Origin of the sequence: Sphingomonas sp. URHD0057, assembly GCF_000620665.1 — a bacterium.
Taxonomy (GTDB): domain Bacteria; phylum Pseudomonadota; class Alphaproteobacteria; order Sphingomonadales; family Sphingomonadaceae; genus Sphingomicrobium.
In genome coordinates this window covers 187361-213508 of record NZ_JIAU01000006.1, presented here as the reverse complement: position 1 = coordinate 213508, position 26148 = coordinate 187361, and the positions used below count along the sequence as shown (strand labels likewise).

At 65.9% G+C, this 26148-nt stretch carries 27 protein-coding genes; 14 read left to right on the top strand and 13 right to left on the bottom strand.

What is annotated here, in order from left to right:
• The first annotated feature begins 105 nt into the window (after positions 1-105).
• The 6 genes from N539_RS15525 (at position 106) to N539_RS0104950 (ending at position 7121) form a co-directional block, all read left to right on the top strand.
• Positions 106-1344, top strand: coding sequence for a glycosyltransferase (locus N539_RS15525; RefSeq protein ID WP_051531411.1), 1239 nt, complete (start codon positions 106-108; stop codon positions 1342-1344).
• A gap of 70 nt (positions 1345-1414) precedes the next feature.
• Positions 1415-2290 (top strand): hypothetical protein, encoded by an 876-nt coding sequence (locus N539_RS0104970; RefSeq protein ID WP_028969375.1) that lies wholly within the window; start codon positions 1415-1417, stop codon positions 2288-2290.
• A gap of 34 nt (positions 2291-2324) precedes the next feature.
• Positions 2325-3170 carry an MBL fold metallo-hydrolase gene (locus N539_RS0104965; protein ID WP_028969374.1) on the top strand — a complete coding sequence of 282 codons (846 nt, stop codon included), beginning with the start codon at positions 2325-2327 and terminating at the stop codon, positions 3168-3170.
• Entirely contained in the window at positions 3155-3877 is a 723-nt protein-coding gene (locus N539_RS15520) for a DUF4230 domain-containing protein (protein ID WP_051531409.1), read from the top strand. Before N539_RS0104965 ends, N539_RS15520 begins: the two co-directional genes overlap by 16 nt.
• On the top strand, positions 3874-4905 hold the full coding sequence (gene nadA, locus N539_RS0104955; RefSeq protein WP_028969373.1) for a quinolinate synthase NadA: 1032 nt from the start codon (positions 3874-3876) through the stop codon (positions 4903-4905). The genes N539_RS15520 and nadA overlap by 4 nt, the downstream gene beginning before the upstream one ends.
• 89 nt (positions 4906-4994) lie before the next feature.
• Positions 4995-7121 carry a prolyl oligopeptidase family serine peptidase gene (locus N539_RS0104950; protein ID WP_197018345.1) on the top strand — a complete coding sequence of 709 codons (2127 nt, stop codon included), beginning with the start codon at positions 4995-4997 and terminating at the stop codon, positions 7119-7121.
• A gap of 1 nt (position 7122) precedes the next feature.
• Here the strand turns inward: N539_RS0104950 and N539_RS17645 are convergent, their stop codons facing one another.
• Positions 7123-7635, bottom strand: coding sequence for an MAPEG family protein (locus N539_RS17645; protein ID WP_051531408.1), 513 nt, complete (start codon positions 7633-7635; stop codon positions 7123-7125).
• A 57-nt stretch (positions 7636-7692) separates the two neighbouring features.
• Between N539_RS17645 and N539_RS15510 the strand changes: the two genes are divergently transcribed.
• Positions 7693-8229 (top strand): CAP domain-containing protein, encoded by a 537-nt coding sequence (locus N539_RS15510; protein WP_037552141.1) that lies wholly within the window; start codon positions 7693-7695, stop codon positions 8227-8229.
• On the opposite strand, the gene N539_RS0104935 is transcribed toward N539_RS15510, so the two are convergent.
• Positions 8226-8654 carry a DUF4112 domain-containing protein gene (locus N539_RS0104935; RefSeq protein ID WP_028969371.1) on the bottom strand — a complete coding sequence of 143 codons (429 nt, stop codon included), beginning with the start codon at positions 8652-8654 and terminating at the stop codon, positions 8226-8228. The genes N539_RS15510 and N539_RS0104935 overlap by 4 nt on opposite strands.
• A 2-nt stretch (positions 8655-8656) precedes the next feature.
• The gene (locus N539_RS15505) at positions 8657-10123 is read right to left on the bottom strand and encodes an ABC transporter substrate-binding protein (protein WP_037552139.1); all 1467 of its coding nucleotides are present in this window, start codon (positions 10121-10123) and stop codon (positions 8657-8659) included.
• A 105-nt stretch (positions 10124-10228) separates the two neighbouring features.
• On the opposite strand from N539_RS15505, the gene N539_RS15500 reads away from it, so the two are divergent.
• A complete protein-coding gene (locus N539_RS15500; protein ID WP_051531406.1) occupies positions 10229-12196 on the top strand; it encodes a transglycosylase domain-containing protein in 1968 nt (655 codons plus the stop codon).
• 146 nt (positions 12197-12342) lie between these two features.
• Entirely contained in the window at positions 12343-12504 is a 162-nt protein-coding gene (locus N539_RS0104920) for a Flp family type IVb pilin (protein WP_028969370.1), read from the top strand.
• Between the two features lie 58 nt (positions 12505-12562).
• On the opposite strand, the gene N539_RS0104915 is transcribed toward N539_RS0104920, so the two are convergent.
• Together N539_RS0104915 and N539_RS0104910 are read right to left on the bottom strand one after the other, a co-directional pair.
• Positions 12563-14206 carry a type II secretion system protein GspD gene (locus tag N539_RS0104915; RefSeq protein WP_156029764.1) on the bottom strand — a complete coding sequence of 548 codons (1644 nt, stop codon included), beginning with the start codon at positions 14204-14206 and terminating at the stop codon, positions 12563-12565.
• A gap of 85 nt (positions 14207-14291) precedes the next feature.
• Positions 14292-15494: a S53 family peptidase gene (locus N539_RS0104910; RefSeq protein WP_028969368.1), complete on the bottom strand. Its 1203-nt coding sequence runs from the start codon at positions 15492-15494 to the stop codon at positions 14292-14294.
• Positions 15495-15715: 221 nt separating this feature from the next.
• Between N539_RS0104910 and N539_RS0104905 the strand changes: the two genes are divergently transcribed.
• Genes N539_RS0104905 through N539_RS0104885 form a run of 5 tightly spaced genes read left to right on the top strand, consistent with a single transcriptional unit; the run spans position 15716 to position 18362 of the window.
• On the top strand, positions 15716-16165 hold the full coding sequence (locus N539_RS0104905) for a hypothetical protein (RefSeq protein WP_028969367.1): 450 nt from the start codon (positions 15716-15718) through the stop codon (positions 16163-16165).
• Between the two features lie 59 nt (positions 16166-16224).
• Positions 16225-16569, top strand: a complete 345-nt coding sequence (locus N539_RS0104900; RefSeq protein WP_028969366.1) for a hypothetical protein — start codon at positions 16225-16227, stop codon at positions 16567-16569.
• A 16-nt stretch (positions 16570-16585) separates the two neighbouring features.
• Positions 16586-17791: an NRAMP family divalent metal transporter gene (locus N539_RS0104895; protein WP_037552137.1), complete on the top strand. Its 1206-nt coding sequence runs from the start codon at positions 16586-16588 to the stop codon at positions 17789-17791.
• A complete protein-coding gene (locus tag N539_RS15495) occupies positions 17788-18132 on the top strand; it encodes a PRC-barrel domain-containing protein (protein ID WP_037552135.1) in 345 nt (114 codons plus the stop codon). Before N539_RS0104895 ends, N539_RS15495 begins: the two co-directional genes overlap by 4 nt.
• Positions 18132-18362, top strand: a complete 231-nt coding sequence (locus N539_RS0104885; RefSeq protein ID WP_028969364.1) for a PRC-barrel domain-containing protein — start codon at positions 18132-18134, stop codon at positions 18360-18362. Before N539_RS15495 ends, N539_RS0104885 begins: the two co-directional genes overlap by 1 nt.
• Positions 18363-18512: 150 nt before the next feature.
• On the opposite strand, the gene N539_RS18110 is transcribed toward N539_RS0104885, so the two are convergent.
• The 8 genes from N539_RS18110 to N539_RS0104840 are packed head-to-tail and all read right to left on the bottom strand — an operon-like array spanning position 18513 to position 26096.
• Positions 18513-18899: a c-type cytochrome gene (locus N539_RS18110; RefSeq protein ID WP_028969363.1), complete on the bottom strand. Its 387-nt coding sequence runs from the start codon at positions 18897-18899 to the stop codon at positions 18513-18515.
• A gap of 10 nt (positions 18900-18909) precedes the next feature.
• Positions 18910-19746, bottom strand: coding sequence for a cytochrome c oxidase assembly protein (locus N539_RS0104870; RefSeq protein WP_197018344.1), 837 nt, complete (start codon positions 19744-19746; stop codon positions 18910-18912).
• Positions 19747-19778: 32 nt separating this feature from the next.
• Complete coding sequence (locus N539_RS0104865) at positions 19779-20114, bottom strand: hypothetical protein (protein WP_028969361.1); 336 nt, start codon at positions 20112-20114, stop codon at positions 19779-19781.
• The gene (locus N539_RS0104860; RefSeq protein ID WP_028969360.1) at positions 20111-20728 is read right to left on the bottom strand and encodes a cytochrome c oxidase subunit 3; all 618 of its coding nucleotides are present in this window, start codon (positions 20726-20728) and stop codon (positions 20111-20113) included. The genes N539_RS0104865 and N539_RS0104860 overlap by 4 nt, the downstream gene beginning before the upstream one ends.
• Positions 20725-22659: a cytochrome c oxidase subunit I gene (ctaD, locus tag N539_RS0104855; RefSeq protein ID WP_028969359.1), complete on the bottom strand. Its 1935-nt coding sequence runs from the start codon at positions 22657-22659 to the stop codon at positions 20725-20727. Before ctaD ends, N539_RS0104860 begins: the two co-directional genes overlap by 4 nt.
• On the bottom strand, positions 22656-23666 hold the full coding sequence (locus N539_RS0104850; protein ID WP_028969358.1) for a cytochrome c oxidase subunit II: 1011 nt from the start codon (positions 23664-23666) through the stop codon (positions 22656-22658). The genes ctaD and N539_RS0104850 overlap by 4 nt, the downstream gene beginning before the upstream one ends.
• Positions 23663-24211, bottom strand: a complete 549-nt coding sequence (locus N539_RS15490) for a c-type cytochrome (protein WP_037552132.1) — start codon at positions 24209-24211, stop codon at positions 23663-23665. The genes N539_RS0104850 and N539_RS15490 overlap by 4 nt, the downstream gene beginning before the upstream one ends.
• The gene (locus N539_RS0104840) at positions 24189-26096 is read right to left on the bottom strand and encodes a PQQ-dependent dehydrogenase, methanol/ethanol family (RefSeq protein WP_231462886.1); all 1908 of its coding nucleotides are present in this window, start codon (positions 26094-26096) and stop codon (positions 24189-24191) included. Before N539_RS0104840 ends, N539_RS15490 begins: the two co-directional genes overlap by 23 nt.
• Between the last annotated feature and the right edge of the window lie 52 nt (positions 26097-26148).

Here is a 26148-nt window from a genome sequence, read left to right as displayed (position 1 = left end):
GCGAAAATGCCTGAAAGGGATCGACCGGATTGCGTAAAATATTCCGACAGAAGCGAGCCTTACGGCCGTTGGCACTTCCCGGCCGTTTCGAGGTTTGACAGGCAAGTGAACCGACCCGAGCGAATCCGTGCTTCGGCGCCGCAGCTATACTGCGATCTCACCCAGAGCTGGTCCGAGGTCGGCGGCGGCGTGCGCACCTATTTGCTGCACAAGCGGCGACATATCCTCGGCTCCACCCCGCATCGCCATTTGATGATCATTCCAGGCGCGAGCGACGAGGTCATCGAGGAAGATCGCGCGGTGACCGTCACCATCGCCTCGCCGCATGTCCCCGGAAGTCCCAATTACCGTTTGCTGCTGCGAACCGGCGCGGTTCGTCGGGCGCTCGAGCGGTTCCGCCCGGACCTGATCGAGTGCCAGGATGCCTATGTCCTGCCGTGGGCGGCGATTGCCCATCGCAAGCGCTATCCCGAGACGGCGCTGGTTGCCGCGTACATGACGGACTTCCCGACGGTTTACGTCGAGCGGCCGTTCCGCAAGTTCATTACCAACCCGCTCGCCCAGCTGTGCGCGAAGATTTGCTATACCTATTGCGGCATTCTCTACCGCCGCTTCGACGCGGTGTTTACGCTGAGCGAGAACGGCGGCGCAGCCAAGCTCAGGAGCCTTGGCATCGATCCCGTCGAGGTCGTGCCGCTCGGCGTCGAAGTCGGCGAGTTCGGTCCGACCCGCCGCGACGAACGATTGCGCGCCAAGCTCGGCCTCAGCGATAGCCAGCCGCTGCTGATCTATGTCGGCCGTCTCGACGGGGAGAAGAAGCCCGACGTCGTCGCCGACGCATTCCGCCGCCTGCCGCGCGCGCTCGGCGCTCGCCTGGCCCTCATCGGCGAGGGGCCGCTGAAGAGCGAAATCGCTGCGCTCGGCGACGAGCGCATCATAATGCCCGGCTACGTCAAGGACCGCGCCGAGCTGTCGCGCTGGCTCGCGAGCGCGGACATCTACGTTTCGGGCATGGCCGACGAAACGTTCGGGGTGTCGATCGTCGAGGCGCAAGCCTCGGGGCTGCCGGTGGTCGGTGTGGCGGCCGGGGCGATGATCGACCGCGTAACCGCCGAAGTCGGGCGGTTGGGACCGGTCGGGGATGTCGCGGCCATGGCGGCCAACATTCTCGACGTCCTTCACGCGGATAAAGCGGCGATGACCCAGGCGGCGCGCAGCCATGCGCTTCAGTTCAGCTGGGAGCATAGCATGGAGGCGCTGTTCGGCCGCGTTTACCCGGCGGCCATGGCGCATCGGACGGGCGAGGTCGCGACCGCGCCGGCCACTGCTCCGCTCGCCGCTTAGCCGGTTCAAGACGCATTCACTTGGTGGTATCGAAGGATGGTGCCGCACGCGTAAATGGGGACAAGCCTTGATGATTCCGCTGTTTTTCCTGGCAATGGCGGCCGAGGCGCCGGCCGCAGCCGGTTCGGACGCACCGACGGCCCAGATGGAAAAGCTGCTCCAGGATTGCGACGCGCATAAGTTCGAGACGGTGGTCGACACCGTGGTCGGCGGCACGCCGCATCAGTCGAAGGTCAAGCTGTGCGGCACCAAAGGCCAGAGCGACGCGGCGTGGACCGTCACGCTCAGGGACGCCGCGGCGAAGGTCAAGGCGAACGATAAAATGGCGCCTGAGACGCGGGCGCAGATCGTGACCGCGATCGACGCGGAGCTCGAGCGCCTGGGGCATCCGGACAGCATGGCGTTGATCGCCAACTCGGCGCCGTCGCCCAGCATCGTCGCGCCGCCCGCGGCATCGTCGCCGCTGGCCGCGCTCGCGCCGCGCGCTGCTGCGGGCGCCGCGACGGTTGCCGCTCGCCCATTGTCGCAAGATTATGGAGGACTGCCGCCGCTGCCCGCGCCGACGGTGGTCGCGGCGGCAGGCGCCATCGGAACAGTTCTACCCTCGGTGCCCGCTCCCCGCATGACCCTCGAATGCTCGACCACCGATGACCCCAAGGACGTCGGGAGGTGCGGCAAAATCATTACCAACTCGCTGTTTACGATTCATGCCGACGAGGCGTTTAGCGACACCAGTCTTCGCTTTCTTCGCCGGGGCGATGAACGCGCCGAAGTGAAGCTGGCCCAGCTTCGGGCCGGTCAGTCGACGCGGTTCGCGCTTCCGGCTGGCGTCTGCCAGGGCGTCGCCAACAGCGAGGTGGAGATCGAAGTCGTCCGCCGAGCAAAGGGCCCGAACGATGCCGGGCAAGTGGTCGACCGACTCGGGCCGTACGACCTGCACTGCTAGCCAACGCCCCTCGGGTCATGGCAGGAGCGCTGCTGTGGATGCGCCCTACGCGAAGTTGGAACAGCTCGAGCCCGGGATTGGGCGGGTCCTTGCGCACAATCCATCGGCGTTCACCTACTACGGGACGCAGACCTATCTGATCGGCGAGCGGGAGCTCGCAGTGATCGACCCGGGGCCGGATCTGCCCGAGCATCTCGACGCACTGGAGACGGCCATCGCGGGGCGGCCGGTAGCGGCCATCATGTGCACCCACACCCACCGCGACCACAGTCCTGCAGCAAGGCCGCTGGCGCAGGCGACTGGCGCACCGATCGTCGGCTGCGCTCCACTGGCGCTGGAGACGGTCGGGCCGCGCGCGGATGCCAGCTTCGACGGGGACTATGCAGCGGATCGCGTTCTCGCCGACGGCGAGGTGATCGAGGTCGACGGCAAGCCAGTTGCGGCGGTCGCCACGCCCGGCCACACCTCGAACCATCTTTGCTTCGCATACGAAGGCGCGCTGTTCACCGGCGATCATGTGATGGGCTGGTCGACGACGGTCGTCGTGCCCCCCGACGGCGATATGGCGGCCTATATGCAGAGCCTCGACCGGCTCCGGCACCGCGACGATCGCATCTATTACCCGGCGCATGGACCGCCAGTGACCAATCCCGGCCAATATGTGCGTCACCTGATCGGCCACCGCATGCAGCGCGAGAAGCAGATCCTGAAGATCGTCGGCGAACAACCGCGCCCCATCCCGGACATCGTCGCCAGCGCCTATCCGGGCCTAGATCCGCGGCTCGTCGTGGCCGCGGGCGGATCGGTGTTCGCCCATCTCGTGGACCTCGAGCGGCGCGGTCTCGTTGAACGCGACGGAGAGTCATGGACAGCCGTCTAACCAAGCCAATCGCCATTCTCGCGATCATTGTCGCGCTGGTGCTCGGGGTCATCGTCGGCATGACCGCCGGCGTTGCCGACTGGATTCTCGGCGGGCCCAACCCGAAGACTATCGCCAGCGCTAGCCTTGAATCGATGCGGGCGCAGAACCGGCTGATTGCCTTCGTCGCGCGCTATGTGTCGGTGGTGAGCAGCGAGCAGCAGCGGCTCGGCGGCCTCGTCAGCTCCGAGCGAACCCTGATCCTGCCCGGGGACGTGCGCTACGAGCTGGATCTATCGAAGCTCCAGCCGAATGATGTCAGGTGGGACGGATCGAGCCACGTTCTTCAGGTGCGTTTGCCCGAGATCGAAATCGCCGGGCCTGACGTCGATATCAACGCGGTCAAGGAATATGGCGGGAACGGCGTGCTGTCGGCGCTGACCAATGCCAACCAGCAGCTCGACCAGACCAACCGCGCCCGGGCCGTCACCGACCTTCGCAAGCAGGCGACCGGCGAGGTGCCGATGCGGCTCGCGCGCCAGGCGGCGCGGCAGGCGGTCGAGCGCAGCTTCGCGATGCCGCTGCTCGCCGCCGGCTTCAAGGACGTGAAGGTGGTCGCGCGCTTCCCGACCGAAGGCAGCGAAGAGCCTAGTTACCTCGACCTTTCCACCCCATATAACCAGGCAATCGAGGAAGCTGAGCGCCGCCGCGCGCAGGGAAGCAAATGACCGCACAGCCGCACAGCCTCAAAGGCGTCGACCTGCTTGACGAAATCGCTCGCCTCAAGCGTGAGCGTAACGCGGTGATCCTTGCGCATTACTACCAGAAGCCGGAGATCCAGGACCTCGCCGATTTCGTTGGTGACAGCCTCGATCTGTCACGCAAGGCGGCGGCGACGGATGCCGAGGTGATCGCGTTCTGCGGCGTGCGCTTCATGGCCGAAACGGCAAAGATCCTGTCGCCCGACAAGACCGTCATCCTGCCCGACATGGACGCCGGTTGCAGCCTCGAGGATAGCTGCCCGCCCGACCAGTTCGCAGCCTTCCGCAAGGCCCACCCCGATCATATCGCGCTGACCTACATCAATTGCTCGGCGGCGGTGAAAGCGCTCAGCGACATCATCGTCACCAGCTCGTCGGCAAAGGTGATCCTCGACCAGATTCCCAAGGACCAGAAGATCATCTTCGGCCCCGACCGCCATCTCGGCGGCTATCTCGCGCGCAAGACCGGCCGCGACATGTTGCTGTGGCCCGGCATCTGCATCGTCCACCAGGCCTTTTCCGAAACCGAGCTCCTCAAGCTCAAGGCCGAGCACCCGGGCGCGCCAGTCGCGGCGCACCCTGAATGTCCGCCCCACATCATCGACCATGCCGATCACGTCGGATCGACCAAATCGATCCTCGATTTCGCGCTGACCTCACCGGCGGAAACGATTCTCGTCGCGACCGAGCCACATATCATCCACCAGATGGAGAAAGCGGCGCCGCACAAGACCTTCATCGGAGTGCCGGGCGGCGACGGCGCCTGCAATTGCAACATGTGTCCGTACATGGCGCTGAACACGCTCGAGAAGCTCTACGTCGCGCTGCGCGACCTAGAGCCCCGGATCGAACTGTCGCTCGAGATCATGGACCGCGCGCGCGTGCCGCTGGAACGGATGCTGCAAATGGCGGGGCGGACCGTCGGGCAGGGCGACGTCGGCACGCCGATCGTGGACGACCCGGCGAACATCGACCCCCGCATCAGCGGCGACTGAGGTTCCCATTCCCCCGTTCGTCGAAGGATGCGTTGACGATCACGGCGGGGCCTTCCACGGCACCGGCTGAAACGTACGGAGGCCCGATTTTGCGCAAGCTTATTCTTGCCGTGGCGGCGGCGGTTCTCGGGGGCGCGGCGCTCGCGCAAACCGCGACGAGCGACGATCCTTATTTGTGGCTCGAGGACATCGACGGGCCGCGAGCGGTCGCGCAGGTCAAGCAGTGGAATGCAGCGACCGAAGCGCTGGTCGCGACGGGGCCGACGTTCGAGCAATATCGCAAGCGCGCGCTCGCCATCCTCGATGACGAGCAGCAGATCGCCGAGCCCGAGGACGTTCTCGGCAACCAGGTCACCAATCTGTGGCGCGACGCGAAGAACCCGCGCGGGCTGTGGCGCATCGCCTCGCTCGAAACCTACGCCGCCGGCAAGCCGCAGTGGCGCACGCTGATCGATGTCGACGCGCTGGGGAAGGCCGAGGGCAAGAGCTGGGTGTGGCATGGTGCCAACTGCCTGGGGCCGGTGTACCGCCGCTGCCTGGTGTCCCTCAGCCCGGGCGGGACCGATGCCGACGTGGTGCGCGAGTTTGACATCCCGTCGGGCAAGTTCGTCGCCGGCGGGTTCAGCTTGCCCGATGCCAAGACGAACACCAGCTGGGCCGATGCAAACCACATCCTGGTGGCAACCGATTTCGGTCCGGGGACGCTGACCAGCTCGGGTTACGCGCGGATCGTCAAACTGTGGGCCCGCGGCACGCCGCTCGCTTCGGCCAAGACCGTGTTCACGGCAGCCGCTGAAGACGTCAGCAGCTCACCCTTCACCTATGTCGACGGCGACCAACGGTGGAGCTTCGTCAACCGCTCGAAGTCGACATGGAAGAATGACGTATTGCTGGTGACCGCGCAGGGCACCGCGGTGCCAACCCCGGTGCCCGACACGGCGAGCGTCAACGACATCGTCGCGGGTCGGCTGATCGCGACCCTCAACGAGCCGCTCGGCAACATTCCCGCCGGGGCACTGGTCGCCTGGCCGATGGCGGACATCGCCGCGGGCCGCTCGGCGACGCCCGAGGTGGTGATGGTCCCGAACGAGCACCAGGCGATCGAAGAAGTCGCGGCTTCGAAGGGCATGTTGTGGGTGAAGGCGCTCGACGATGTCTCGGGCAAGATGGTCGTATTGTGGCCGCGTACCGCAGGCGCCGCGTGGGGCAGCAAGGCGATCCCGCTGCCGGGCAACAGCACCATTCATTTGCTCCAGACCAGCGACGACCGCGACCTCGCCTTCGCGACCGTCGAAGGGATGCTGACCCCGCCGACGCTTTACGCGCTCACGCCCAATGAATCGCCGGCGGCCGTGCAGAGCCTGCCCGCCAGGTTCGACGCCGGCGCCTATGAGGTGGAGCAGCGCTTCGCGACCTCGAAGGATGGGACGCGCGTGCCTTACTTCCTCGTCACGAAGCGCGGGACCGCGGGCCCGGTGCCGACGCTGATCCACGCTTATGGCGGGTTTCGCGTCGCGCAGACGCCTGGGTACCTGACCGGCCAGCCGTACCGCGCCGGGCCGCTTGCTTTGTTCTGGGTCGAGCAGGGCAATGCCTATGTCCTCGCCAACATCCGCGGCGGCGGCGAATATGGGCCGCGGTGGCATGACGCGGCGCTGCGCGAGAAACGGCAGAACAGCTTTGACGACCTTCACGCGGTGGCCGAGGACGTTAAGCACACCGGCGTTGCGTCGAAGGTCGCGATCTCCGGGCGGTCGAACGGCGGGGTGCTGCTCGGCGCTGCGCTCAACCAGCGCCCGGATCTTTATTCGGCCGCGATCATCGGATCGCCCCTGTGGGACATGAAGCGCTATTCGCACTTGCTCGCAGGCGCATCCTGGATCGACGAATATGGCGACCCGGACAAGCCTGAGCAGTGGGCTTATCTATCCAAATATTCGCCGTATCAGAACATGCGAAAGGACGTTCGCTACCCGCCTGTGTTCATCTACGGATCGACCAAGGACGACCGCGTCCATCCGGGGCACGCGAGGAAAGCCGCGGCGCGCTTCATCGAATATGGCAACCGCGTCTACTTCCACGAATATATGGAGGGCGGGCATTCGGTTGGAGCCGACAATGCCGAAGATGCCAAGCGCTCGGCGATGCTGCTGATGTACCTCGATCGCGAGCTTGGCGGAGCGCCTGCGTCCCGGCCAGGGGAGCGCGGCCGCTAAATCAGCGCAGCCACAGCCAGAAGACGGCGACGAACATGAACAAGTTCATGTAGGCGAGCGAGGAGAAGCCGGGCGCGCGATAGAGCGGGTGGATGCGGTAGCCGATCCAGAAGATGATCCGGGCGATGACGAAGGTGATCGCGAGCGCCGGGACGAAGCTCAGCCGCTCGAACGGCATGCTGACCGACAATGCGAGCAGCCCGATCACGAACAGCAGCAGCTGTTGCTGCGCGTTGTCGGCGACCCGGCCGTTGACCTGCATCTTCGCATCTTCCTTATGGAGCGTCGGATCGATCGCTTCGCTGAGGAAGCGCTCGTTGCCGACGACGACGATCATCGCGAAGAACGGCACGGCCGCCACCACCGCCCACTTCAGCGCATAAGCGAGCCGGGCGGCGGCCTGATCGTCGATGAAGGGAGGGTGGATCAGCCGCGACAGCAGCCACACCAGCAGGATCATCCCGATGATCCCGCTCAACGCGCCGACGAGGACGGTCCGTTGATCTTTTGTCATGAGGCTTTCCCCTGAAAAGCGCACTCGCGCATTGTAGCACGACCGGAGGAGCCGCGAATGGATAGTTTCAAGCTCTTGAGTGCGATCGCGTTCGCCGAACTTGCAGGTTGCGCCGCGGCCGCGCCGCTAGCGACTCGGACTCAAGTTGCCAATTCGAACAATTTCGCGACGCGCATTGTTGCCGCCCACAATCGTGAGCGCGCGGCGGTGGGAGCGGCGCCCCTAACGTGGGATCCGATGCTGGAAGCCGGCGCGGCGAGCTACGCGCGCGGCCTCGCGCTGACCGGCAGGTTCGCCCATTCGGATCGCGCGAGCCGGGGCGGGGCCGGCGAGAATTTGTGGATGGGCACGCGGGGCGCCTACAGCCTCGAGCAGATGATCGGCTCGTGGGTGTCGGAGAAGGCGATGTTCGTGCGCGGCGTGTTTCCGCGTGTCAGCCGCAATGGCAATTGGGCCGCGGTCGGCCATTATAGCCAGATGATCTGGCCGACCACGACGCGCATCGGCTGCGCGCTCGGTTCGAACCGGGCCGCAGATTATCTGGTTTGCCGCTATTCGCCCGCAGGCAACATCGACGGGCGCCGAGTCCCTTAGGGCGCGCGGGTCGCCTGCGCCTCGATCGTCGCGGTCGCGGCGTGATGCTTGTCGAGATGCCGCTTGATGATCTTGAGGTTGCGGCTGTTCGAGCGGAAGAAGAAATCGGGGATGGCGCCGACCCACGGGATCAGGCCGAGCAGGAAGTCGAATCCGACGTTGCCGGCCATCCGCCCCATCTGCCATTTGGTCATGCCGAGGTTGCGGGCTTCCCATACCATGTAGCTGCCGAGCGCCGCTCCGGCGACGTCGCCGACGCCCGGAACGAGGTCGAGGATGACGTCGAGGCCGATCGGCTGGTTGATGCCGGGGATGACGAACACCCGCTCGAGGAGCTGCTCCATCGCCTCGACGCGTCGGCGCACGGAGTGAGGATCCGAGCCGAATCCGGGGAACCGGCGCTTCTCCTTGTCCGTGATGGTCATTGTCAGTCTCCGCTGCCCGGCTTGTCTTCCAGGCCGGTGAGCGTGTGACGGGCGAAGCGGTTCCCCGCGAAGCCCTGGATGCGCCTGGAAACGAGCGACCAGCGGATGGGCGCGGTGATCGGAATGAACAGCTGCCGCTCCTCGATCATGCCGGCGGCCTGGGCGAGCAAAGCGTAGCGCTGCGCCGGGATGGGCGTGCTCCGCGCCGATTCGAGCAGCTCGTTCATGTCGGAATTGCAGACCGGCGCCGCCCCGCACCGAAAGCGGCGGACGAACCAGGCGGCTGACGACGACGGCGCGACCTCGTCGACGATGGCGAAGTCGGCACTGTCCGGGCTCGCGGCGCGCTCCACCTTGAAGCCGAGTGTTCCCCAGTCGAGCACCAGCGCGCGCAGCAACAGCTCGGCGCCGGGGCCTTCCGGCAGGGCCAGGTGAATCGTCGGCTTGTTCACGGCGCCGAACATGCGGTCGGCCTGCGCGCGCAGCGCCGGCAGGCGGTCGCCGAGCGGAGTGCCGGTCCACGCCGGGGTGACCGGCGCCGGCATGCCATCCAGCCCTGGCTCGAGCAGAGTGACCCGCGGCGCCAGATTGGGAACCGCGAACGCCGCGACGAGGCGATCGCGGTTGATCGCCTGGCTGAGCAAATGGCGCAGCTCGGGATCGTCGAGGCCGCCGCCAGACTTCAGCGGGACCAGCCCGAACAGGCCCGAGGCTGGATCGAACTGAAGGCTTCCGCGCGGAGCCCGAGCGCGCTGCGCCAGCGGCAAGTCGGCGAACGTGCCGCCAAGCACGAGAGCGGACTTGCCGGCGATGAAGTCAGCAACGGCGCTGTCGGCCTTGCCGCCGGCGAGCAGCACGTCCTCCCGCCGCGCCGATTCCTCGTCGCCCGAGGTGATTTCGCGGGTCAGGCGAACGCCGTGTCCGTCGCTGGCGGGCCTCGCCGCAAACGGCCCGGTGCCGAGCCGGCCGTCGCGAAGGATGGCGAATTCGGGCTGGGCCAGCAGCGGCAGGAGATTGGGGCGGGGCGCGATCAGCCGGATTTCGATGACCCGGTCGGTCATCGCGACCACGTCCTCGACCGCGCCGAGCGGGTCCTTGAGCGGGTTCTTGCTGCGCGCCGCAAGCTGACGCTTCAGCAATCGCGCGACTTGCTGAGCAGTCACCTTTCGCCCGTCCGGCCAGTCCGCCGCGGCGACTCGAAAGATGTAGCTGAGACCATCGTCGCTGACGTTCCAGCGTTCGGCGAGGCCGGGAACGATGTTGCCGACCGCGTCGAACCTGACCAGGCCTTGCGCGACATTCTGCAGGAGAACGGCAGTCGGCGCGGCCAGCGGGCCCTGGGCCGGATCGGCGAGGCGCGGGTCGCCGCCGATCACGACGACCTTGACCGCGCCTTTCGCGCTCGGCCGGCAAGCCGCGGGCGCCAGCGCCAGCGCAGGGATTACCAGCAGTGCCAGCAAGCGCCGCATGGCCGTCCGTTTAGCCGCAATGACCCATTCAGCAAGCATCTGGATATATCCCGCCAACTGTCTTACTTAGGTAAAGCAGTTGTCGAACGCCGCGCGAGGAAGAAGGTGGCCGAGAGGGACGGTATCTGGAGTCGCGGGGGCGTTAACGTCGAGGAACTGCCCGACCTGTTCGTCGCGAACGACTCCGGCTTCGATCCATCGGCCGAGGCGAACGAGACAACGCAGCCAAAGCGGCGATGGTGGCCGATCGCCCTCTATTCGATTGCGGGCATCCTCTTTCTCACGCTCATCTGGCTGGTGCTCACCGCACCTCTGTCGCGCGCGCTTGAGCCGCTCGACGATCCGGCGCTGCTGCTGCTCAGCGACAACGGCCGCCCGATCGCGCGCCGCGGCGCGGTCAAGGAAGCGCCGGTCGACGTCACCAGGCTCAACCCGCTCACCCCCGCCGCGTTTGTCGCCATCGAGGACCGGCGCTTCTATCGCCACTGGGGCATCGACCCGCGCGGGATCGGCCGGGCGATGGTCGCCAACATGCGCGGCGGCGGGGTGCGCCAGGGCGGAAGCACGATCACCCAGCAGCTGGCCAAGACCAACTTCCTGTCGGGCGATCGAACGATCAAGCGCAAGGCGCAGGAAGTGATCATCGCCTTCTGGCTGGAGGCGTGGCTGACCAAGCAGGAGATCCTCTCGCGCTACCTCTCGAGCGTTTATTTCGGAGACGGGGTCTATGGCCTGCGCGCGGCGGCGCATCACTATTTCAACCGCGACCCGGAGCATTTGAACCTCGCCCAATCGGCGATGCTGGCGGGGCTGGTGCAGGCGCCTTCGCGGCTCGCGCCGACGCAGCATCTGAAGCTGGCTCAGGCCCGTTCCGAGCTGGTGCTGAAAGCGATGGCGGACACCGCGGCCATCAGCCCCGCGCGGGCGCAACGGACGGTGCTCGCGCGGCCGGTCTGGCAATCCGCCAGGGTTCCGGCCGGCACCTATTTCGCCGATTGGGTCGCGCCTTACGCCCAGAAAGCGTTCGACTCGGATTTCGGCGAGGTGAAGGTGGGCACGACCCTCGACGCGAACCTTCAGCGGCTCGCCGTCCGCGCGGTCGGCCGGGGGGCGATCGGCAACGCCCAGGCGGCACTGGTCGCCATGCGCCCCGACGGGACCGTCGTCGCAATGGTGGGCGGCAAGAGCTACAAGGATTCGCCGTTCAACCGCGTGACTCAGGCTCGGCGCCAGCCCGGTTCGGCATTCAAGCTGTTCGTCTATCTTGCCGCACTGCGCGCGGGGTGGACTCCGGACAGCCTGATCGAGGACAAGCCAATCACCATCGATGGTTGGACGCCAGTCAACAGCGACGGCGTTTATCGCGGCCAGATCACGGTACGCGAGGCGTTCGCCCGGTCGAGTAACGCCGCCACGGTGCGCCTGTCGGAAGCAGCGGGCCGGGGCAATGTGATGCGCGCCGCGCGCGATCTCGGCATCACCACGCCGCTGCCGGACAAACCCAGCCTCGCGCTCGGCACGGCCGGCGTCAGCCTGCTCGAGCTGACATCGGCGTACGCCGCGGTCGCCAGCGGCCGCTACCCGATCCTCGCTCACGGGCTTCCCGAAGCGCCGAAGCCGGAAGGCCTTTCGGCGCTGTTCCGCAGCCAGGGCGCGCTCGACCAGCGCCGCGATTGGGTTCCGGTTCTCGACCTCCTGTACGCCGCCGCCAACAATGGAACGGGCCATCGCGCCGCGCTCGCCGTGTCGACCTTTGGGAAAACCGGCACCTCGCAGGAGAATCGCGACGCGCTGTTCGTCGGGTTCGCCGGGAACCTCGTCGTCGGGGTGTGGGTCGGCCGAGACGATAACGGCTCGCTCGGGAAGATCAGCGGCGGCACGGTGCCGGCGCAGATCTGGCGCAATTTCATGACCTCGGCGCTCGCCGTGGATCACCAGCGTGGTCCCGACCTGCCGGCCAGATTCCAGGTGCCCAGGCGCGAGCGCAAGAGTCCGCTACCGCCCGAATGGAGCGACGGGACCAAGGACCTTCGCGACCTCGCCAGGAAGATCGAGGAAGTCTTCGCTCGCTGACAGATGGCCGGCGGCAAGTCGTCGTTAACGTCAGGTAACCCCTGAGCTTAATAATTTCTCAACCCAAAAGTCCGAAAAACCGATCAACCTGCAGGAGTGCAATCGCAGGTGGGGGAGTGTTTGCACGGGCCTTTGGGAGTCTTGAGATGACCAAGTTTTTGAAGCTTCTGAACAACGACGAGGGCGCGACGGCCATTGAATATGGTCTCATCGCGGCCCTGATCGCCGTTGCGGCGATTGGTGCGATGCAGGGCATCGGCAACAAGCTGAACACGACGTTCAACAACGTCTCGAACAGCCTGAACTAATCGGATTCGCCAAGGCGAAGGAAGCGGCGGTGCCGAAAGGCGCCGCCGTTTTTCTTTGTCAGCGCTGCGGCGGGGCTTCGGGAGCGATCGGGATCGTCGTCTGCGTCGTCGGCGCGTAGAGCGGCGCATTCGCGGGCACGATTCCCGGCCGGGTCCCGACGCGATGGACGATCCGCGGTGTCACGACGATGTAGAGCTCGGTCTTTATCTTCGTGCTGCGATCGGTGCGGAACGCTTGTCCGACGATGGGCAGGTCGCCGAGCAGCGGGACCTTGGTCTTGGTCGTGGTGTTCTCGTCCTGAGTCAGCCCGCCGATCACGAATGAATCACCGTCGCGCACGGTCGCCGAAGTTTCGGCCTCGCGCTGGCTGATCGTCGGATAGCCCTGGCTGACCCCGGTCACGCTCGACACCACACAGAACACATGGCTCGAGACGAACCCGTCGCCGCTGACCCGCGGCGCGATCTGCAGCGTGACGCCGACGTTCACATATTGCACTTGCTGCGACACGCCGTTGACGCCCGAAAGGGTGATTGCGGTCAGGATCGGAATCGCATCGCCGGTGATGATTTTGGCGGTTGAGCCGCTCTGCGCGGCAATTCGCGGCCGCGACACGATCCGCCCGTTGCCCTTGCTGATCTGGGCATAGAGCGCAGCCTGGAAACCGGCACTGGTGACGTGGCCCGAGCAATTGCTGCCGTCCGCATTGCAGCCCTGGACGACCCCCGGGATGACCGCCTCGCCGGAGTGGAAGGTGACCAGGCCGATCTGCCCGTTGGCGTTGGCGAAATCGATGCCGAGGGCCTTCTCGCCCCGCTCGGTCAACTCGACGAACTGGGTTTCGATGACCACGCTGTCGACCGGGATGTCGATCCTCGAGATCATCTGCTTCATGCGCGCGATTCGGTCGGGCGAGCCCTTGAGCCAGATGGCGTTCAGCCGTCGGTCGATGCCCATCGAAGCGTCGACCGATTGGCCGAGCGGCTCGTCGCTTCCGCCCGGCGCCTGCGCCGACGGCTGCGGGTTGTAATTTTGCCCCGTCAGGCTGTTCGATCCGAAGCCCGGCTCGCTCGGGATGAAGACGTCGTTGGACTTGACCGTGAGCCCGTCGGTTAGCAGGCCGACGACTTCGGACACGTCGGCATATTTGAGAAGCACCAGCTCGTAGCCATCCTCGCCCACGGCTGGGGCGTAAGCCGGAGGGAGGCCGCCGGCGGCTGCGGGCGCGCCCGCACCACCATAATCCTTGGCCGCGGCCTTGCCGGTGGTGACCGTGATCTCGACCGTCCGGCCGCCGGTCTGGACGGCCGACAGGCTTGCAGCCTGGCCGACGGCGAAGCGCATGATGAGCACCGTGTCCGCTTGCTCGAAGCTGATCCCGCGCACGAGGCCTTTCATTCCGGAGGGCTGGACTGCGTGCGGCCCCCGGCTGGCAAGCGCGAACCCAATCGAAGGCTGAGTCGGCTGGCTGGCAATGGGGGCGAAGCTGGTAGCGGTCGGATCGAAGGCCAGTTCGAAGCGGGATTCGTCGGCGCTTTCGCTGAGCAGCCGGACGTTGGTCAGCGCGACCGGCACCGGCTGCGGACGGGTCTGTGCTGCGGCCGCGACAGCCGGCGCCGCGAACAACAGCAGGAATGCCACCGCCACGTGAGCAGCGATGGCGCGGCTCAGCGGTTCAAACAGCAGGAGGAAGCGAGTCATCAAATCAGTTCAACGAAACCGGGATTGCCCCAAAAAGCAAGTGCGGGCGCCGTAACGACGCCCGCACCATTCTTGATCAAGTGCGTCAGTAAGCGCTGGCGCCGTTCGGTGTGCCGAGGCCGGTCGGGCCGTCATAGCCGACCGCGCCGGTGCACAGATACGTTCCGCCGCAGCTGCCGTTGCTGCCGCTGGTGACGTCGAAGTGGAACGTCGAGCCATACAGACTGGCGTTGGTTGCGTCGGCAGTTCCGTTGACGCCGTAGATGCCAGCGATCACCGGGGCGGCAACGCTGGTGCCGCCGAAGATCATCCAGCCGCTGGTGGTTGAGGATGTCGGCCCATAGACGGCCACGCCGGTGCTCGGATTGGCGACTGCCGAGACGTCGGCGACCGTGCGGCGTGCGCACAGCGCGTCCTTCTGCCAGGTCGGCTTCGCATAGACCTTGCTGCAGCCGCTGCCGGCGCCGTTCCACACGGTTTCGTTCCAGCCGCGGGTTGTCGACGAGCGGCTGAGGCTCGTGCCGCCGACCGCTGTCACGTGCGGCGAGGAGGCCGGGAATTGCACGCCATAGCCATAGTCGCCCGAGCTGACGGTGATCGCGACGCCGGGATGGTTGTATGCGGTCTCGTAGCTCGCGGTGCCGGTCTCGCCGCCGCCATAGCTGTTGGAAATGGCCTTGGCGCCGAGGCGATAAGCCATGTTCACCGCTGCGGCGAGGTTGTTGAGATAGCTGTCCTTGCTCTGGACGAGCAGGATCTTGCAGTTCGGGCACATCGCGCTCGCCATGTCGAGGTCGAGCGCCTGCTCCTGCGCCCAACCCGTGTCGCCGCGGGGATAGCTGCTGGTCAAGCCGCTCTGGTTGACCTTCTTGAAGCAGCCGTTCGCGGTGGTGCAGGCGGGCAGTCCATATTGCGCGCGATAGGTCGCCAGGTCCTTCTCGGCGTTCGCATAGCCATAGGCGTCGACAATCGCGATGGTGTAGCCGGAGCTGCCGCTGCCCGTGACCTTATAGGCGCTGCGCAGGTCGGCGGGGCCAAAGCCCTGCGGAACGGCGCGCGGCAGAAGCAGCTGAGCCTGAGTTTTGCCGGGCCGGATGACCCCCTGGGAATCGGTCACGACCTTGGAGAAGCAACGCGCCTGACCCGTTGTGGGGGCCTGGGTGCAAGCGTTCCTCGTGTAGATATTCCCCCACCGCTCGATTTTTGCGAGCGGAGCGGCTGCCATCGCGCCCGAAAACGCCGGCAGGCCCGCCATCGCGACGATGGTCGCCAACTTAGCTAAGCGCATGAAAACCCTCCCAAAATACGCAAACTAAACCAGGACAGTGGCAACTAAAGGTAAAAAAGCAACCAACAGCGCGACGGTTTGCCGACAAGGTTGCTCGGTTCACCCGAATTCACGTGCAATTTATCGTAAAAACAACAATTTACGATTAATACACCAAGCGTGGTTGATCCGGTGCTTGCCAAACTTGCCCATTGTCTCGCGCAATGGCATCGATAGGCGCGATGAGGTGGGGGCTTCCTTTTGGAATCGTTGGATTGTGCGCCGCGCTTGCGTCCGCACCAGCGGCTGCGCGGCCGCCGCTGGGCGATCTGGTAACACTGAACATCGGCATCAATTGCCAGTGGCAGCAGCAATGCATCAAGTCGCAGACCAAGGCGATGAAGCGCTCGCTCAAATATGTGAGGCAGACGCAGCCGCCGCTGTGGCGGTTGCAAATGTGCAACCGCAACGCGGGGAGGCAGCGGTTGCGCGTCGATTGGGCCGGCTTCGACAATTGCATCCGCAACACCGTCTTGCGCCCGGTTCCGGCGAAGCTGGTGAAGGGTTCGCCGCGATTGGCAAAAACGCCGGCGCGCACGGCCAAGCCGCCGCGCAGGGCGATCCCCGGAAAGGCCCCGCGGCTGACCCAGAGCGCGCCGCCGCCGCCCTCAGCGCCGGGCGAGCGGGGCTAGTTCACTCCGGCGCTCACGCTTCGAACGGAACGCCATCTTCTCGCTGAAGTTGTGGCTCCATGCGGCCCGTCTGGCTCGGTTTTCTGCTCTTCGTCGCGGGTTGCTCGTCGGGCCGGTCCGCCGACCTTCAATATATCAAGCAAGCGCGGTCGATCGGCGCGGAATGGGCGCTGATCAACGAGCAGGCGCAGGCCCGCCGAGTGACGCCGAAGTACGCGCGGTCGATGCATTATTGGCTGCACGACAATCTGCAAACCGCTGCTTCATCGTTGACCGAGCCGAACTCGGCCTACGGAGCCGAGATGCAGTTGCTCCTCGCCGAGCCGGCGGACGCATCGCCGCAGCAACTACGCTCGCACAGCGAAGCGCTGAAGCGGATCGAGGACGGCCTTGAATCCACTTGAGCTGACGCTGGGGATCATGACTGCCGTCGGCGGTTTCGTCGACATCAGCGAGCTCGTCTTCGCCGCCCGGGCCGGGTCGACGTTCGGCTATGCGCTGATCTGGGTGTTCGCCTTCTCCACGGTGGGGATCATGACCTTCTCGGAGATCAGCGGGCGCGTGGCGGCGGTGGCCAAGCAGCCGGTGTTCAACCTCATGCGGCACCGTCTCGGACTGAAGCTTGGCCTGATCGTTCTCGCGGCTTCGGCGATCAGCAACCTCATTACCTGCGCGGCGGAGATCGGCGGCATCGCGCTGGTGCTCAATTACCTGACGGGCGCGCCATATCTGGTGGCGGCCGCCGGGCTGACGCTCGCGCTGATCGTCTCGATCTGGGTGTTGCCGTTCAAATGGATCGAACGAAGCTACGGCCTCCTCGGCCTGTTCATGATCGTGTTCGCGGTCGCGCTGGTGGCGATCCATCCACCGTGGGATCAGATCGCCAAGGGCTTCGTGCCGCAGGTGCCGCAGGGCCTCAGCACGAAGGAGCTGCTGACCTTCGCCTATTTCACCGTGGCGATCATCAGCGCCGTGATGTTTCCGTACGAGGTCTATTTCTATTCGTCCGGCGGGATCGAGGAGCAATGGTCGCCCAAGGACCTCCTGACCAACCGCGTAACGAGCATCGTCGGCATGGGCCTCGGCTCGCTCCTCGCGATCTCGATCCTCGCCAATTCTGCGCAGCTGTTCGGCCCGGCCAATGTCGATCCCGCGATCCCGGGAAGCGCAGCGCTTGAGGCCGCGATCCCGTTCGGCAAATGGGGCCTGATCCTGGCGCTCCTTGGAATGTTCTTCGCCATCGCCGGGGCGGCGGTCGAGACGTGCCTCGCCAACGCCTACTCCATCGCCCAGTTCTTCGGCTGGAAATGGGGCCGCCACAAGAAGCCGTGGGAGGCGCCCCGCTTCACCGTCACGTGGATCGCGCTGTTCGTCCTCGCGCTCGGAATCGTGCTGACGGGCGTGGATGTGATGACCCTGGTCGAGTTCGCCGTGCTCTTCTCGATCCTGGTGCTGCCACTGACCTATTTGCCGCTGCTGCTGCTGTCGGGCGACCGCAAGGTCATGGGCCAGCATGCCAACGGCGCCGTCGCAAAGACGCTGGGCTGGCTCTATTTCTGGATCGTGACGATCGCGGCGTTGGCCGCCTTGCCCCTCTACTTCCTGACGTCCGGAGGGAACGGATGAAGCCCGACGGCCGGATCAAGCTGGTCAGCGAGCTGCTCGACCTCCCGCTGATCGACAGCGACGGGAAGTATTGCGGGATCGTCGATGATGTCGAGCTTAGCGGAAAGGCGGCGAAGCTGACCGCGCTGCTGGTCGGGCCCGGCGCTTATGCCGGCCGACTGCCGGGCTGGGCGGCCGGAGTGGTCCGTTTCGTCGCCGGGGATCGCCTCACCAAGGTCCCGTTCGGAGCCATCCGCACGATCGGCCCGGCGGTGCAGCTCAAGGTTCCCGCGAAGGAGCTGGGCCTCTCGAGGAGCGAGGAGCGCGCCGCACGCTGGATCCCCCGCAAGGGAGCATATTGATGCGCCTGTCCGACCTTCGCGACAAAATCGTGCGCTCGCCCGACGGCAAGACGTTCGGCCACGTCCACGAAGTGCACTGCGACGCTGGCCGAGTGACCGCCCTGATGTGCGGACCGGCGAGCTTTCTCGAGCGGTGGACCGGGCGGACCGGGGGCCGACGCGTGCCGTGGGAGCAGGTCCGCCGGATCGGCGACGACGCTGTCGTCATCTCCGATGGATCGCCTAGCTGAAACGATCGGCGCCGGTTCGCGTTTGAACACGCATGAAACATCCGTCCAGCGACCTTCTGTGGCCCAGCTGGGCGACGTGGGCGCTGGTCGCGGTCGTGCTGACCAGCCTGTTGACGGTCGCCGCAACGATCAACGACATCTGGTGAGCAGCTACCCGGTCCGCGTGTAGAGGAAGGCCGAGATGTCGCGGGCGTCGCGCGCCCCGACGTTGAGGTCGGGCATCGCCGTTCCCGGGGTCACCGCCTGCGGGTCGCGAATCCACCGTTGCAGATTTTCCGGCGAATTGTTCAGCTTGCCGGCGACGATCGCGCGCTCGGCAATGCCGTCGAGGGTCGGCCCAACCATCCCGCTTGCTTTGCGGACATGGCTCAACCTGTGACAGGAGCCGCAGCCATAGTCGATGAACATCGCCTCGCCGCGCGAGGGGTCGCCGTCGACGGTCGCCGCGGCGTGCGCGCGTAGATCGCGGCGATCGTCGACCTTGTTGTACAAGAAGCCCGCCGCGAAGATCGCGGCCGCGACGACGAGGAGTGCCACGGAGCTGGCTCTAGCGGAAACGTACGGCACGGCCGCCCTCGCTGCTCAACCACCGATAGAGAAGCCATACCGCCGCCGCGCCATGCACCGCGCCGCCGGGAATCCACATCACCAGGCCGGCCAGCTGCTGATCGGTGGTCGGGTCGACGCCGATGCCGCTCATGCCCATCGCCGCATAAGCGGCGTACCAGGGGCTCTGCGACAGCGCCATCAGCGCCCCGAGCGCGCCTTCGACGAGCGATGTCACGAACAGGCAGGCGGCCGACAGCAAATAGCCGCCGCGCCGCGGATTGAGCATCGCCGACCAGAACAGCAGCGAGGCGATGATGAAGCTCATATGCTGCGCGATGTGCCAGCCGCGGCTGTCGAGCGCCCGATCGAACAGCGCCGGCGCGTGCCACGCCCACATCACGATCGATTGCACGACGGTCGCGGTGATCGGATCGGTGAGGCGGCGCCAGAGGGTCGAGAGCGGCGCCTTCCAGCTGCCGCCGAGCCAGCGGCGTGCGGGAGCGGGCAGTCCCCAGGCCAAAATACCGCCGGAATGCGATGCGGCGAGCAGGAGTGTGGCAACGAGCATGATCAGCTCATGCTCGATCATGTGCAGGGTGAAGCTTTGCTCACCGCCTTGGTGCAGGGGCGAGACCAACGACAAGGTGAGGACGGTCCAGCCGCCTAGGAAGGCCCACGGCCCCGGCGGGGACTTGGTCGACCGCCGGCCAAGCCGCTCGCGGCCGACTAGAAATACCAGCAGAAGCACGGCGAGCGGGACCGTCACCCACGGGTCGAAGGTCCAGCCGACGTGCTCGCCGTGCTCACCGCCGTGCGCCGACGCTGCGGTGGCCACGGCCAGCGCCACTATGGCTAGCAGCGGACGGATCATTCGAAGCATGGCGGGATCACCACGGCCGCGATCATCGGCAGGATCATCGCGAGGACGAACAGCGCCGAGGCGCCGACCGAGATTGCTGCCACGACCTTGCGCGCCGGCGTTTCCGAATCCTTGCGCAGCACGCCCCAGGAAACAAATGCGCCGGCGACGGTCGCCGCAATCGTAATGACCGAGACAATGAGCACTGGGCCGGGGCTGAACGACATGCACCGGTCGAACACGCCTTCCGAGCCGAACTGGTGCGCGAACCCGGCCGACACGACGCCGGTAATCAGCCCGGCCCAGGGCAGTATCAGGTCGGCGAACTCGCTCGACCGTTTCATCGGAACAGCCTCGGCACCCAGTAAATGAGCGCGTAGATCGGGAGCCAGCTTATCCAGACGAAGCGCCAGTAAAGCGCGTTCTCGTCGGTATCGATGAACCGGCGCGGGGTCTCGCCGTGGGCCGTGCGCATGAGGAACGCGAGTACGATCGTGTCGCCGAGGTCGGTGGCGACGTGGGTCGTATGCAGGACGAGCAGGCCCCACAGGACCGAGCCGTAGGCGTTCGAATACCACAGCACATGCAGCGAATTGAACTCGAAGCCGCGAATGACGAGCAACGCTCCGCCGATCGCGGACATCAATAATAGCAGGCGGCGGACCTTAACGATGTCCATTTCCGTCGCGGCGCGCTTGACCATCGTGTTGGGAATTTCGCTCAACAGCATGACGAGAGTGAACAGGCTGCCGGCGACCAGGCCCGGCGGGTCGATCGGTTCCGGTGCCCAATGCTGTTCGTGGCTCATCAGGAAGAAGTAAGCCGCGATCATAAGGGCGAAGAACAGGCCCTCGATGATCATGAAGTCGATCACGCCCCACCAGGTCAGGCTGCGATAGCTGAAGGCGTGATCTGGGAGGCCGGAGACGTCCTCGCTGAAGGCGGGCGGGCGGTTCATGTGATCATCGGCTCCGCAGACGGCTCAGGCGTTTTCGGCCAGAACCAGGCGGTCAGCGCGATGCCCACCGGAACAACCCCGAACACCAGCGCCCAAGGACTGAAGACGGAGCCGATGAACGAAACAGCCACAGCGACCGCGGAAACGAACGGCCATATGCTCGGCGTCGCGCTAGGCTCGCGCAGGTCGGGGGCCGCGGAAACAACCGTCGTCAGCAGCAATTCGCGATCGTCGACGCGCAATCCGTGAACCACGGGCAAGCTGTCGCCCGCGTCCCACAGCGGAGTCCGGCTGTCGACCACCGGGATATGCGCGAAATTGTACCACGGCGGCGGCGACGCGGTCGCCCATTCGAGCGATGGCGCATCCCACGGGTCGGGCCCGGCGCGCAGGCCGTTCCAGAACGACACCGCCATGTTGATCACGAACAGCAAAACGGCGATCGCAACGACCCCGGACCCGATCGTCGACAGCATGTTCGGCAGCTCCAGGCCCATGCCGGCCGGGTAGGTGTAGACCCGGCGCGGCATGCCCATCAGCCCCGCGATGTGCATCGGGAAAAAGGCCAGCTGGAAGCCGAGGAAGATGGTCCAGAAAGAGATCTTGCCCAACCGCTCCGACATCAGGCGCCCGGTGAATTTCGGGTACCAGTACGTAATCGCGCCGAGCAGCGGGAAGACCGAGCCGCCGATCAGCACATAATGGAAGTGGGCGACGATGAAGTAGGTGTCGTGGACCTGGAGATCGAGCGGCACGGCGGCAATCATCACGCCGCTTAGCCCGCCGATGACGAAGGTGATGATGAATGCGATGACGTAAAGCATTGGGACCTGCAGTCGCGGTCTGCCTTCCCAGATGGTCGCGATCCAGCAGAAGATCTGCAGCCCCGTGGGGATCGACACTGACATGCTCGCCGCGGTGTAGAAGCTGTAGCCGACGCGCGGCAGGCCGGTCGCGAACATGTGGTGGACCCACAGGCCGAAGGCGAGGATCCCGGTTGCGACGAGCGACAGGACGACGATCGGATAGCCGAAGATCGAACGGCGCGAGAAGGTCGAGACGATTTCGCTGACGAAGCCCGTCGCGGGCAGGAAGATGATGTAGACCTCCGGGTGGCCGAAGAACCAGAACAGGTGCTGGTACAGCAGCGGGTCGCCGTGCTCGGCCGGGTTGAAGAATTGCGTGCCCACGAGCCGGTCGGACAGCAGCAGGCCTGAGACGAGGGCCACCGACGGCATCGAGAAGATGACCATCAGCGAGGTCACCAGCGTCGCCCAGACGAAGATCGGCATCCGCGCCAGGGTCATGCCCGGCGCCCGCTGCTTGAGGATCGTCGCGACCAGCGTCACCGCGACCGCGAGCCCGGCGATCTCCGTGAAGGTGATGGTCTGCGCCCAGGCGTCCGAGCGCTTGCCGATGCCGTATTGCGGGCCGGACAAAGGCACATAATTGAACCAGCCGTTGTCCGGCCCGAAGTGGAGGAAATGCGCGGCCCACAGGAACAGGCCGCCGAACAAATACATGTAATAGCTGAACGCGGTCAGCCGCGGGAACGCGATCGCCCGCGTTCCGACCATGATCGGCGTCAGATAGATCTGCACGCCCTGCATCACCGGCACCGCGAACAGGAACATCATCGTCGTTCCGTGCATCGTGAAGGCTTCGTTGAACTCACCCGGAGTCATCAGGTCGTTGTCGGGCAGCATCAGCTGCAGCCGCATATGCAAGGCGAGCAGCCCGGCGGCAGCGAGGAAGGCGAGGGCGGTGACGATGTAGCGGCGGCCGATCTCCTTGTGGTCGACGGTCGCGAGCCAGCCGATCACGCCCTTGGGGCGAGCCCAGGTCGCCGTGAGACGGGCCTCGAGCTCTGCGCCGGTGAGCTTCGGCCCATCGTGAACTTCGCGCGGATGCTTCTTGGCGGGGCGGCTCACTTCAGCCTCTCGAGATAAGCGACGACGGCGTGCAGGTCGTTCGGCGCGAGCCCGATCGTCGGCATCTTGTTTCCGGGCTTCTGCGATTGCGGGTCGGCAACCCAGCCGTAGAGATTGCCGGAGCTCATCGGCAGCGCGCCCGCGGCGAGCGTGCGGCGGCTCGCGAGATGGGTCAGATCGGGCCCGATCTGGCCGCTGGCCGGAGTCCCCGCGACATTGTGGCAGCTGCTGCACTCGCGGGTTGTGAAGTAGCGGTAGCCGGCTAGCTCGAGCGGCGTTGTCGGTGCGAACGCCGGGCGTCGCTGCTGCGCCATCCAGCGCAGGAAGTCGGGCTTGCTTTCGACGGTGACGACCAGCGCCATGTTGGCGTGCTGGATCCCGCAGAACTCGGCGCATTGCGCGCGGTAGAGGCCGATCTTCTGGGGAAGCAGCTGGATGTCGGTCATCCGCCCCGGAATCAGGTCCTGCTTGCCGGCGAGGTTCGGCACCCAGAAGCTGTGGATGACGTCGTTCGATTCCAGCTGGACCTCGGCTTCGACGCCGACGGGCAGGTGAAGTTCGTTCGCGGTGTGGACGATCTGAGAGACGTCAGGGGTCATGTAGATGACGTCCCACCACCATTGATTGGCGACGATCTTGACCGTGAACTGAGCGGTCTTGGCGCGCGCGGCCGCCGAACGGTCGGCGAAGAAGCTCGCCAGGGTCAGTCCGATCAGGCCGAGCCCGATCAACACGATCCACCCGATCAGCGCCGAGCGCAGCCACGGCGCGCTCTCGTGATGGGCCCCGTTGTCCACCGTCCGGAGCCCGCGGCGGTTGGCGAGCGCTCCGCCCAGAGCGGCGATCACCAACACGTACATCACCGCGCACACGCCAAGGAAAATCGCGAACAGGCGGACGAAGCTCGCATCGTCCGCGCCCGACCCGCCGAGCGCGGTCTGGATTCCGGAGCAGCCCATCAGGCACGGCGCGAGGACGCCGCCGACGCTGAGCCCCCGGCGGGTCATTGCTGCGCGGAATCCGATGGCAGGACCGGCTCCCGCTTGGTCTGCGTTTGGGGCGGCGTATTGCTCAGCTCGTCGGCGCGGGCACTGACCGCGTCCTTGGGCTCCTGGCCGGACAGGCTTCGGACGTAAGCCGCCAACTGCCAGATCTGCTGATCGGTGAGCTTGCCGCCCCACGCCGGCATGCCGTTGGGCCGGCCCTGCGCGATGCTCGTCGCGATCTGGTCGATGCGACCGCCGTAACGCCATTCGGCGTCCATCAGCGCCGGGCCCATCCCGCCGCCGCCGTGGGCGTGACAGCCGGCGCAGTTCATCGCTCCGAACAGCTGCTGCCCTTGGGACAAGGCAAAGGCATTGCGCTCATAGGCCGCCGCCCGCGGATCGAGCGGGCCGGGCTTGCCACCGCCCGGGAACACCGTGTCGGGGCTCGCGCTCGGCACGGTCTCGCCGAACGGCTTGCCGCGCGGATCGCTGTTCTCGCGATCGCAGCCGGCGAGCAGCGCGAGCGCCGCGATGGCGGCGAAGCTATTTCGGAAGCGCGAACACATAGACCATTCCGCCTGCCGAAACGCGTTTCGGCAAGTCTTTCACGGCGTTGTTGAAACCGAGTGCTCCAGTGGGATCACGAGCGTCGAGCTTCGCCGACACAATCGCGCCGGCCCAGCCGCCGACGCCCGATGGGACCGCGATATACTGCCGCCCGTCGGGCCCGCGGTAGCTGATCGGCTGGCCGATGATTCCGCTGCCCGTCTTGAACTGCCACAACAGCTTGCCGGTGCGCGCGTCGATCGCTTTGAACCAGCCGTCCATGGTGCCGTAGAAGACAAGTCCGCCAGCCGTTGCGAGGGCCGGGCTCCACAGCGGCAGGTCCTCCTTTATCTCGAAGACCTTGCGCTGGGCGACTGGGTCCCACGCGGTGAACACGCCGCGATTGCCGCCGGGACCGGCGTACATCTTCACGTCGGCGCCGACGAAGGGGGTGCCTGCGATGTAGTTGGCGTTCTTGACGCCCATGTCCATGCACAGGTTGAGGTGCGGGATATAGACGAGGCCGGTGACCGGGCTGAACGCCGACGGGTTCCAGTCCTTGGCGCCCGGCGCGGCGGGGCAAATGTTGCGGACCGCGCGGCCATGCGCCGGTTCCATGCCGAGCGTGGGAATGATCCGGCCCGTCTTCAAGTCGACGCCCTTATAGACGTTGAGGAAGCTGTACGGCCTGGCCGACAGGACGCGGCCGGTGCGGCGATCCTGCACGTAGAAGAATCCGTTCCGGCTCGGCCTGATCAGCGCCGGGATCCGCCGGCCGCCGCCAATCGGATAGTCGACCAGCAGGATCTCGTTGATGTCGTCGTGGTCGTAAACGTCATGCGGCGTGCTTTGATAGAACCAGCGCGCCTGGCCGGTGCCGATATCGCGCGCGAAGACCCCGGCGGTCCATTTGTTGTCGCCCGGCCGCTGCTCGGCATTCCACGGACCCGGGTTCGACGTCCCGTAATAAATGGTCTTGAGCTGCGGGTCGTAGCTGAGCCAGCCCCACACCGTTCCGCCGCCGATCTTCCAATAGTCCGGAGGCCAGCTTTTGACACCGAGGTCGCGGCCCTGGTCCTGCGCGTAGGGCGCACGGAAACCGGACCCGATCAGCACGTCCTTGTCGGGTCCTGTGCTGTACGCCTTCCACGCGAGCTTGCCGGTGCCGGCATCGAGCGCGGCGAGCCAGCCGCGGACGCCCATCTCCCCGCCCGAATTGCCGACCAGGACCTTACCCTCGGCGACGAGCGGCGCCATGGTGATGGTCTCGCCCTTCTGGATGTCGCCGAGCTTGGTCCGCCAGACTTCCTTACCGGTCGCGGCATCAACCGCGACCGTGTTGCCGTCGAGCAGGTTCAGGAACAGCCGCCCGTTCCAGTAGGAGGCGCCGCGATTGACCGGCCCGCAGCAGGCGACGCCCTTGGCGGCGGCGGCCGGGTTGGGCTTGTACACCCATTTCGCCGGCGCACCCGGCTTGGTGAGGTCGAGTGCGAAGATATTGTTGGGCCACGGCGTCACCACGTACATGGTGTTGTCGACCACCAGCGGCGGCGCTTCGAAGCCCTCGGTGGTGCCCGTCGAAACAGTGAATTCGACCTTCAGCGCGCCGATGTTCGCCGGCGTGATTTGATGCAGGCCGCTGAACCGCGTCGCCGCATAATCCTTGCCCGGCATCGCCCAATTGCCGTCATCGGGGGGTGACGCCGAAGGGGCAGGGATGGCCTTGGCAGCGTTTACCGGGGGGGCAACTTCGTCCGCGTCGGTCGCGGTCCGCTTGCGGGTCCAGATCACCGCAGCGACCGCTGCAATGAGAATGACGACCGCGATGACCCCAACCAGGATTCGCCGCATTAAAACTCCGCGCACGCCGACAACCGCCCGCTTGACCAAAACGGCCATAGCCATGCGAAAGTTTCCCGCACGCGCGCGGGTTCCGACTTCTGATATATGATAGTGA

What these genes read in the sequence shown, in the direction of transcription:
- N539_RS15490 (WP_037552132.1), bottom strand. Translation starts at nt 24,211, where the DNA reads ATGTGTTCGCGCTTCCGAAATAGCTTCGCCGCCATCGCGGCGCTCGCG.
- N539_RS0104885 (WP_028969364.1), top strand. Translation starts at nt 18,132, where the DNA reads ATGCGCCTGTCCGACCTTCGCGACAAAATCGTGCGCTCGCCCGACGGC.
- N539_RS0104920 (WP_028969370.1), top strand. Translation starts at nt 12,343, where the DNA reads ATGACCAAGTTTTTGAAGCTTCTGAACAACGACGAGGGCGCGACGGCC.
- N539_RS17645 (WP_051531408.1), bottom strand. Translation starts at nt 7,635, where the DNA reads ATGACAAAAGATCAACGGACCGTCCTCGTCGGCGCGTTGAGCGGGATC.
- N539_RS0104850 (WP_028969358.1), bottom strand. Translation starts at nt 23,666, where the DNA reads ATGACCCGCCGGGGGCTCAGCGTCGGCGGCGTCCTCGCGCCGTGCCTG.
- N539_RS0104970 (WP_028969375.1), top strand. Translation starts at nt 1,415, where the DNA reads ATGATTCCGCTGTTTTTCCTGGCAATGGCGGCCGAGGCGCCGGCCGCA.
- N539_RS0104905 (WP_028969367.1), top strand. Translation starts at nt 15,716, where the DNA reads ATGAGGTGGGGGCTTCCTTTTGGAATCGTTGGATTGTGCGCCGCGCTT.
- N539_RS15495 (WP_037552135.1), top strand. Translation starts at nt 17,788, where the DNA reads ATGAAGCCCGACGGCCGGATCAAGCTGGTCAGCGAGCTGCTCGACCTC.
- N539_RS0104860 (WP_028969360.1), bottom strand. Translation starts at nt 20,728, where the DNA reads ATGAACCGCCCGCCCGCCTTCAGCGAGGACGTCTCCGGCCTCCCAGAT.
- N539_RS0104935 (WP_028969371.1), bottom strand. Translation starts at nt 8,654, where the DNA reads ATGACCATCACGGACAAGGAGAAGCGCCGGTTCCCCGGATTCGGCTCG.
- N539_RS0104900 (WP_028969366.1), top strand. Translation starts at nt 16,225, where the DNA reads ATGCGGCCCGTCTGGCTCGGTTTTCTGCTCTTCGTCGCGGGTTGCTCG.
- N539_RS0104895 (WP_037552137.1), top strand. Translation starts at nt 16,586, where the DNA reads ATGACTGCCGTCGGCGGTTTCGTCGACATCAGCGAGCTCGTCTTCGCC.
- nadA (WP_028969373.1), top strand. Translation starts at nt 3,874, where the DNA reads ATGACCGCACAGCCGCACAGCCTCAAAGGCGTCGACCTGCTTGACGAA.
- N539_RS0104910 (WP_028969368.1), bottom strand. Translation starts at nt 15,494, where the DNA reads ATGCGCTTAGCTAAGTTGGCGACCATCGTCGCGATGGCGGGCCTGCCG.
- N539_RS0104915 (WP_156029764.1), bottom strand. Translation starts at nt 14,206, where the DNA reads ATGACTCGCTTCCTCCTGCTGTTTGAACCGCTGAGCCGCGCCATCGCT.
- N539_RS15510 (WP_037552141.1), top strand. Translation starts at nt 7,693, where the DNA reads ATGGATAGTTTCAAGCTCTTGAGTGCGATCGCGTTCGCCGAACTTGCA.
- N539_RS0104865 (WP_028969361.1), bottom strand. Translation starts at nt 20,114, where the DNA reads ATGAAACGGTCGAGCGAGTTCGCCGACCTGATACTGCCCTGGGCCGGG.
- N539_RS15505 (WP_037552139.1), bottom strand. Translation starts at nt 10,123, where the DNA reads ATGCGGCGCTTGCTGGCACTGCTGGTAATCCCTGCGCTGGCGCTGGCG.
- N539_RS15520 (WP_051531409.1), top strand. Translation starts at nt 3,155, where the DNA reads ATGGACAGCCGTCTAACCAAGCCAATCGCCATTCTCGCGATCATTGTC.
- N539_RS0104840 (WP_231462886.1), bottom strand. Translation starts at nt 26,096, where the DNA reads ATGGCTATGGCCGTTTTGGTCAAGCGGGCGGTTGTCGGCGTGCGCGGA.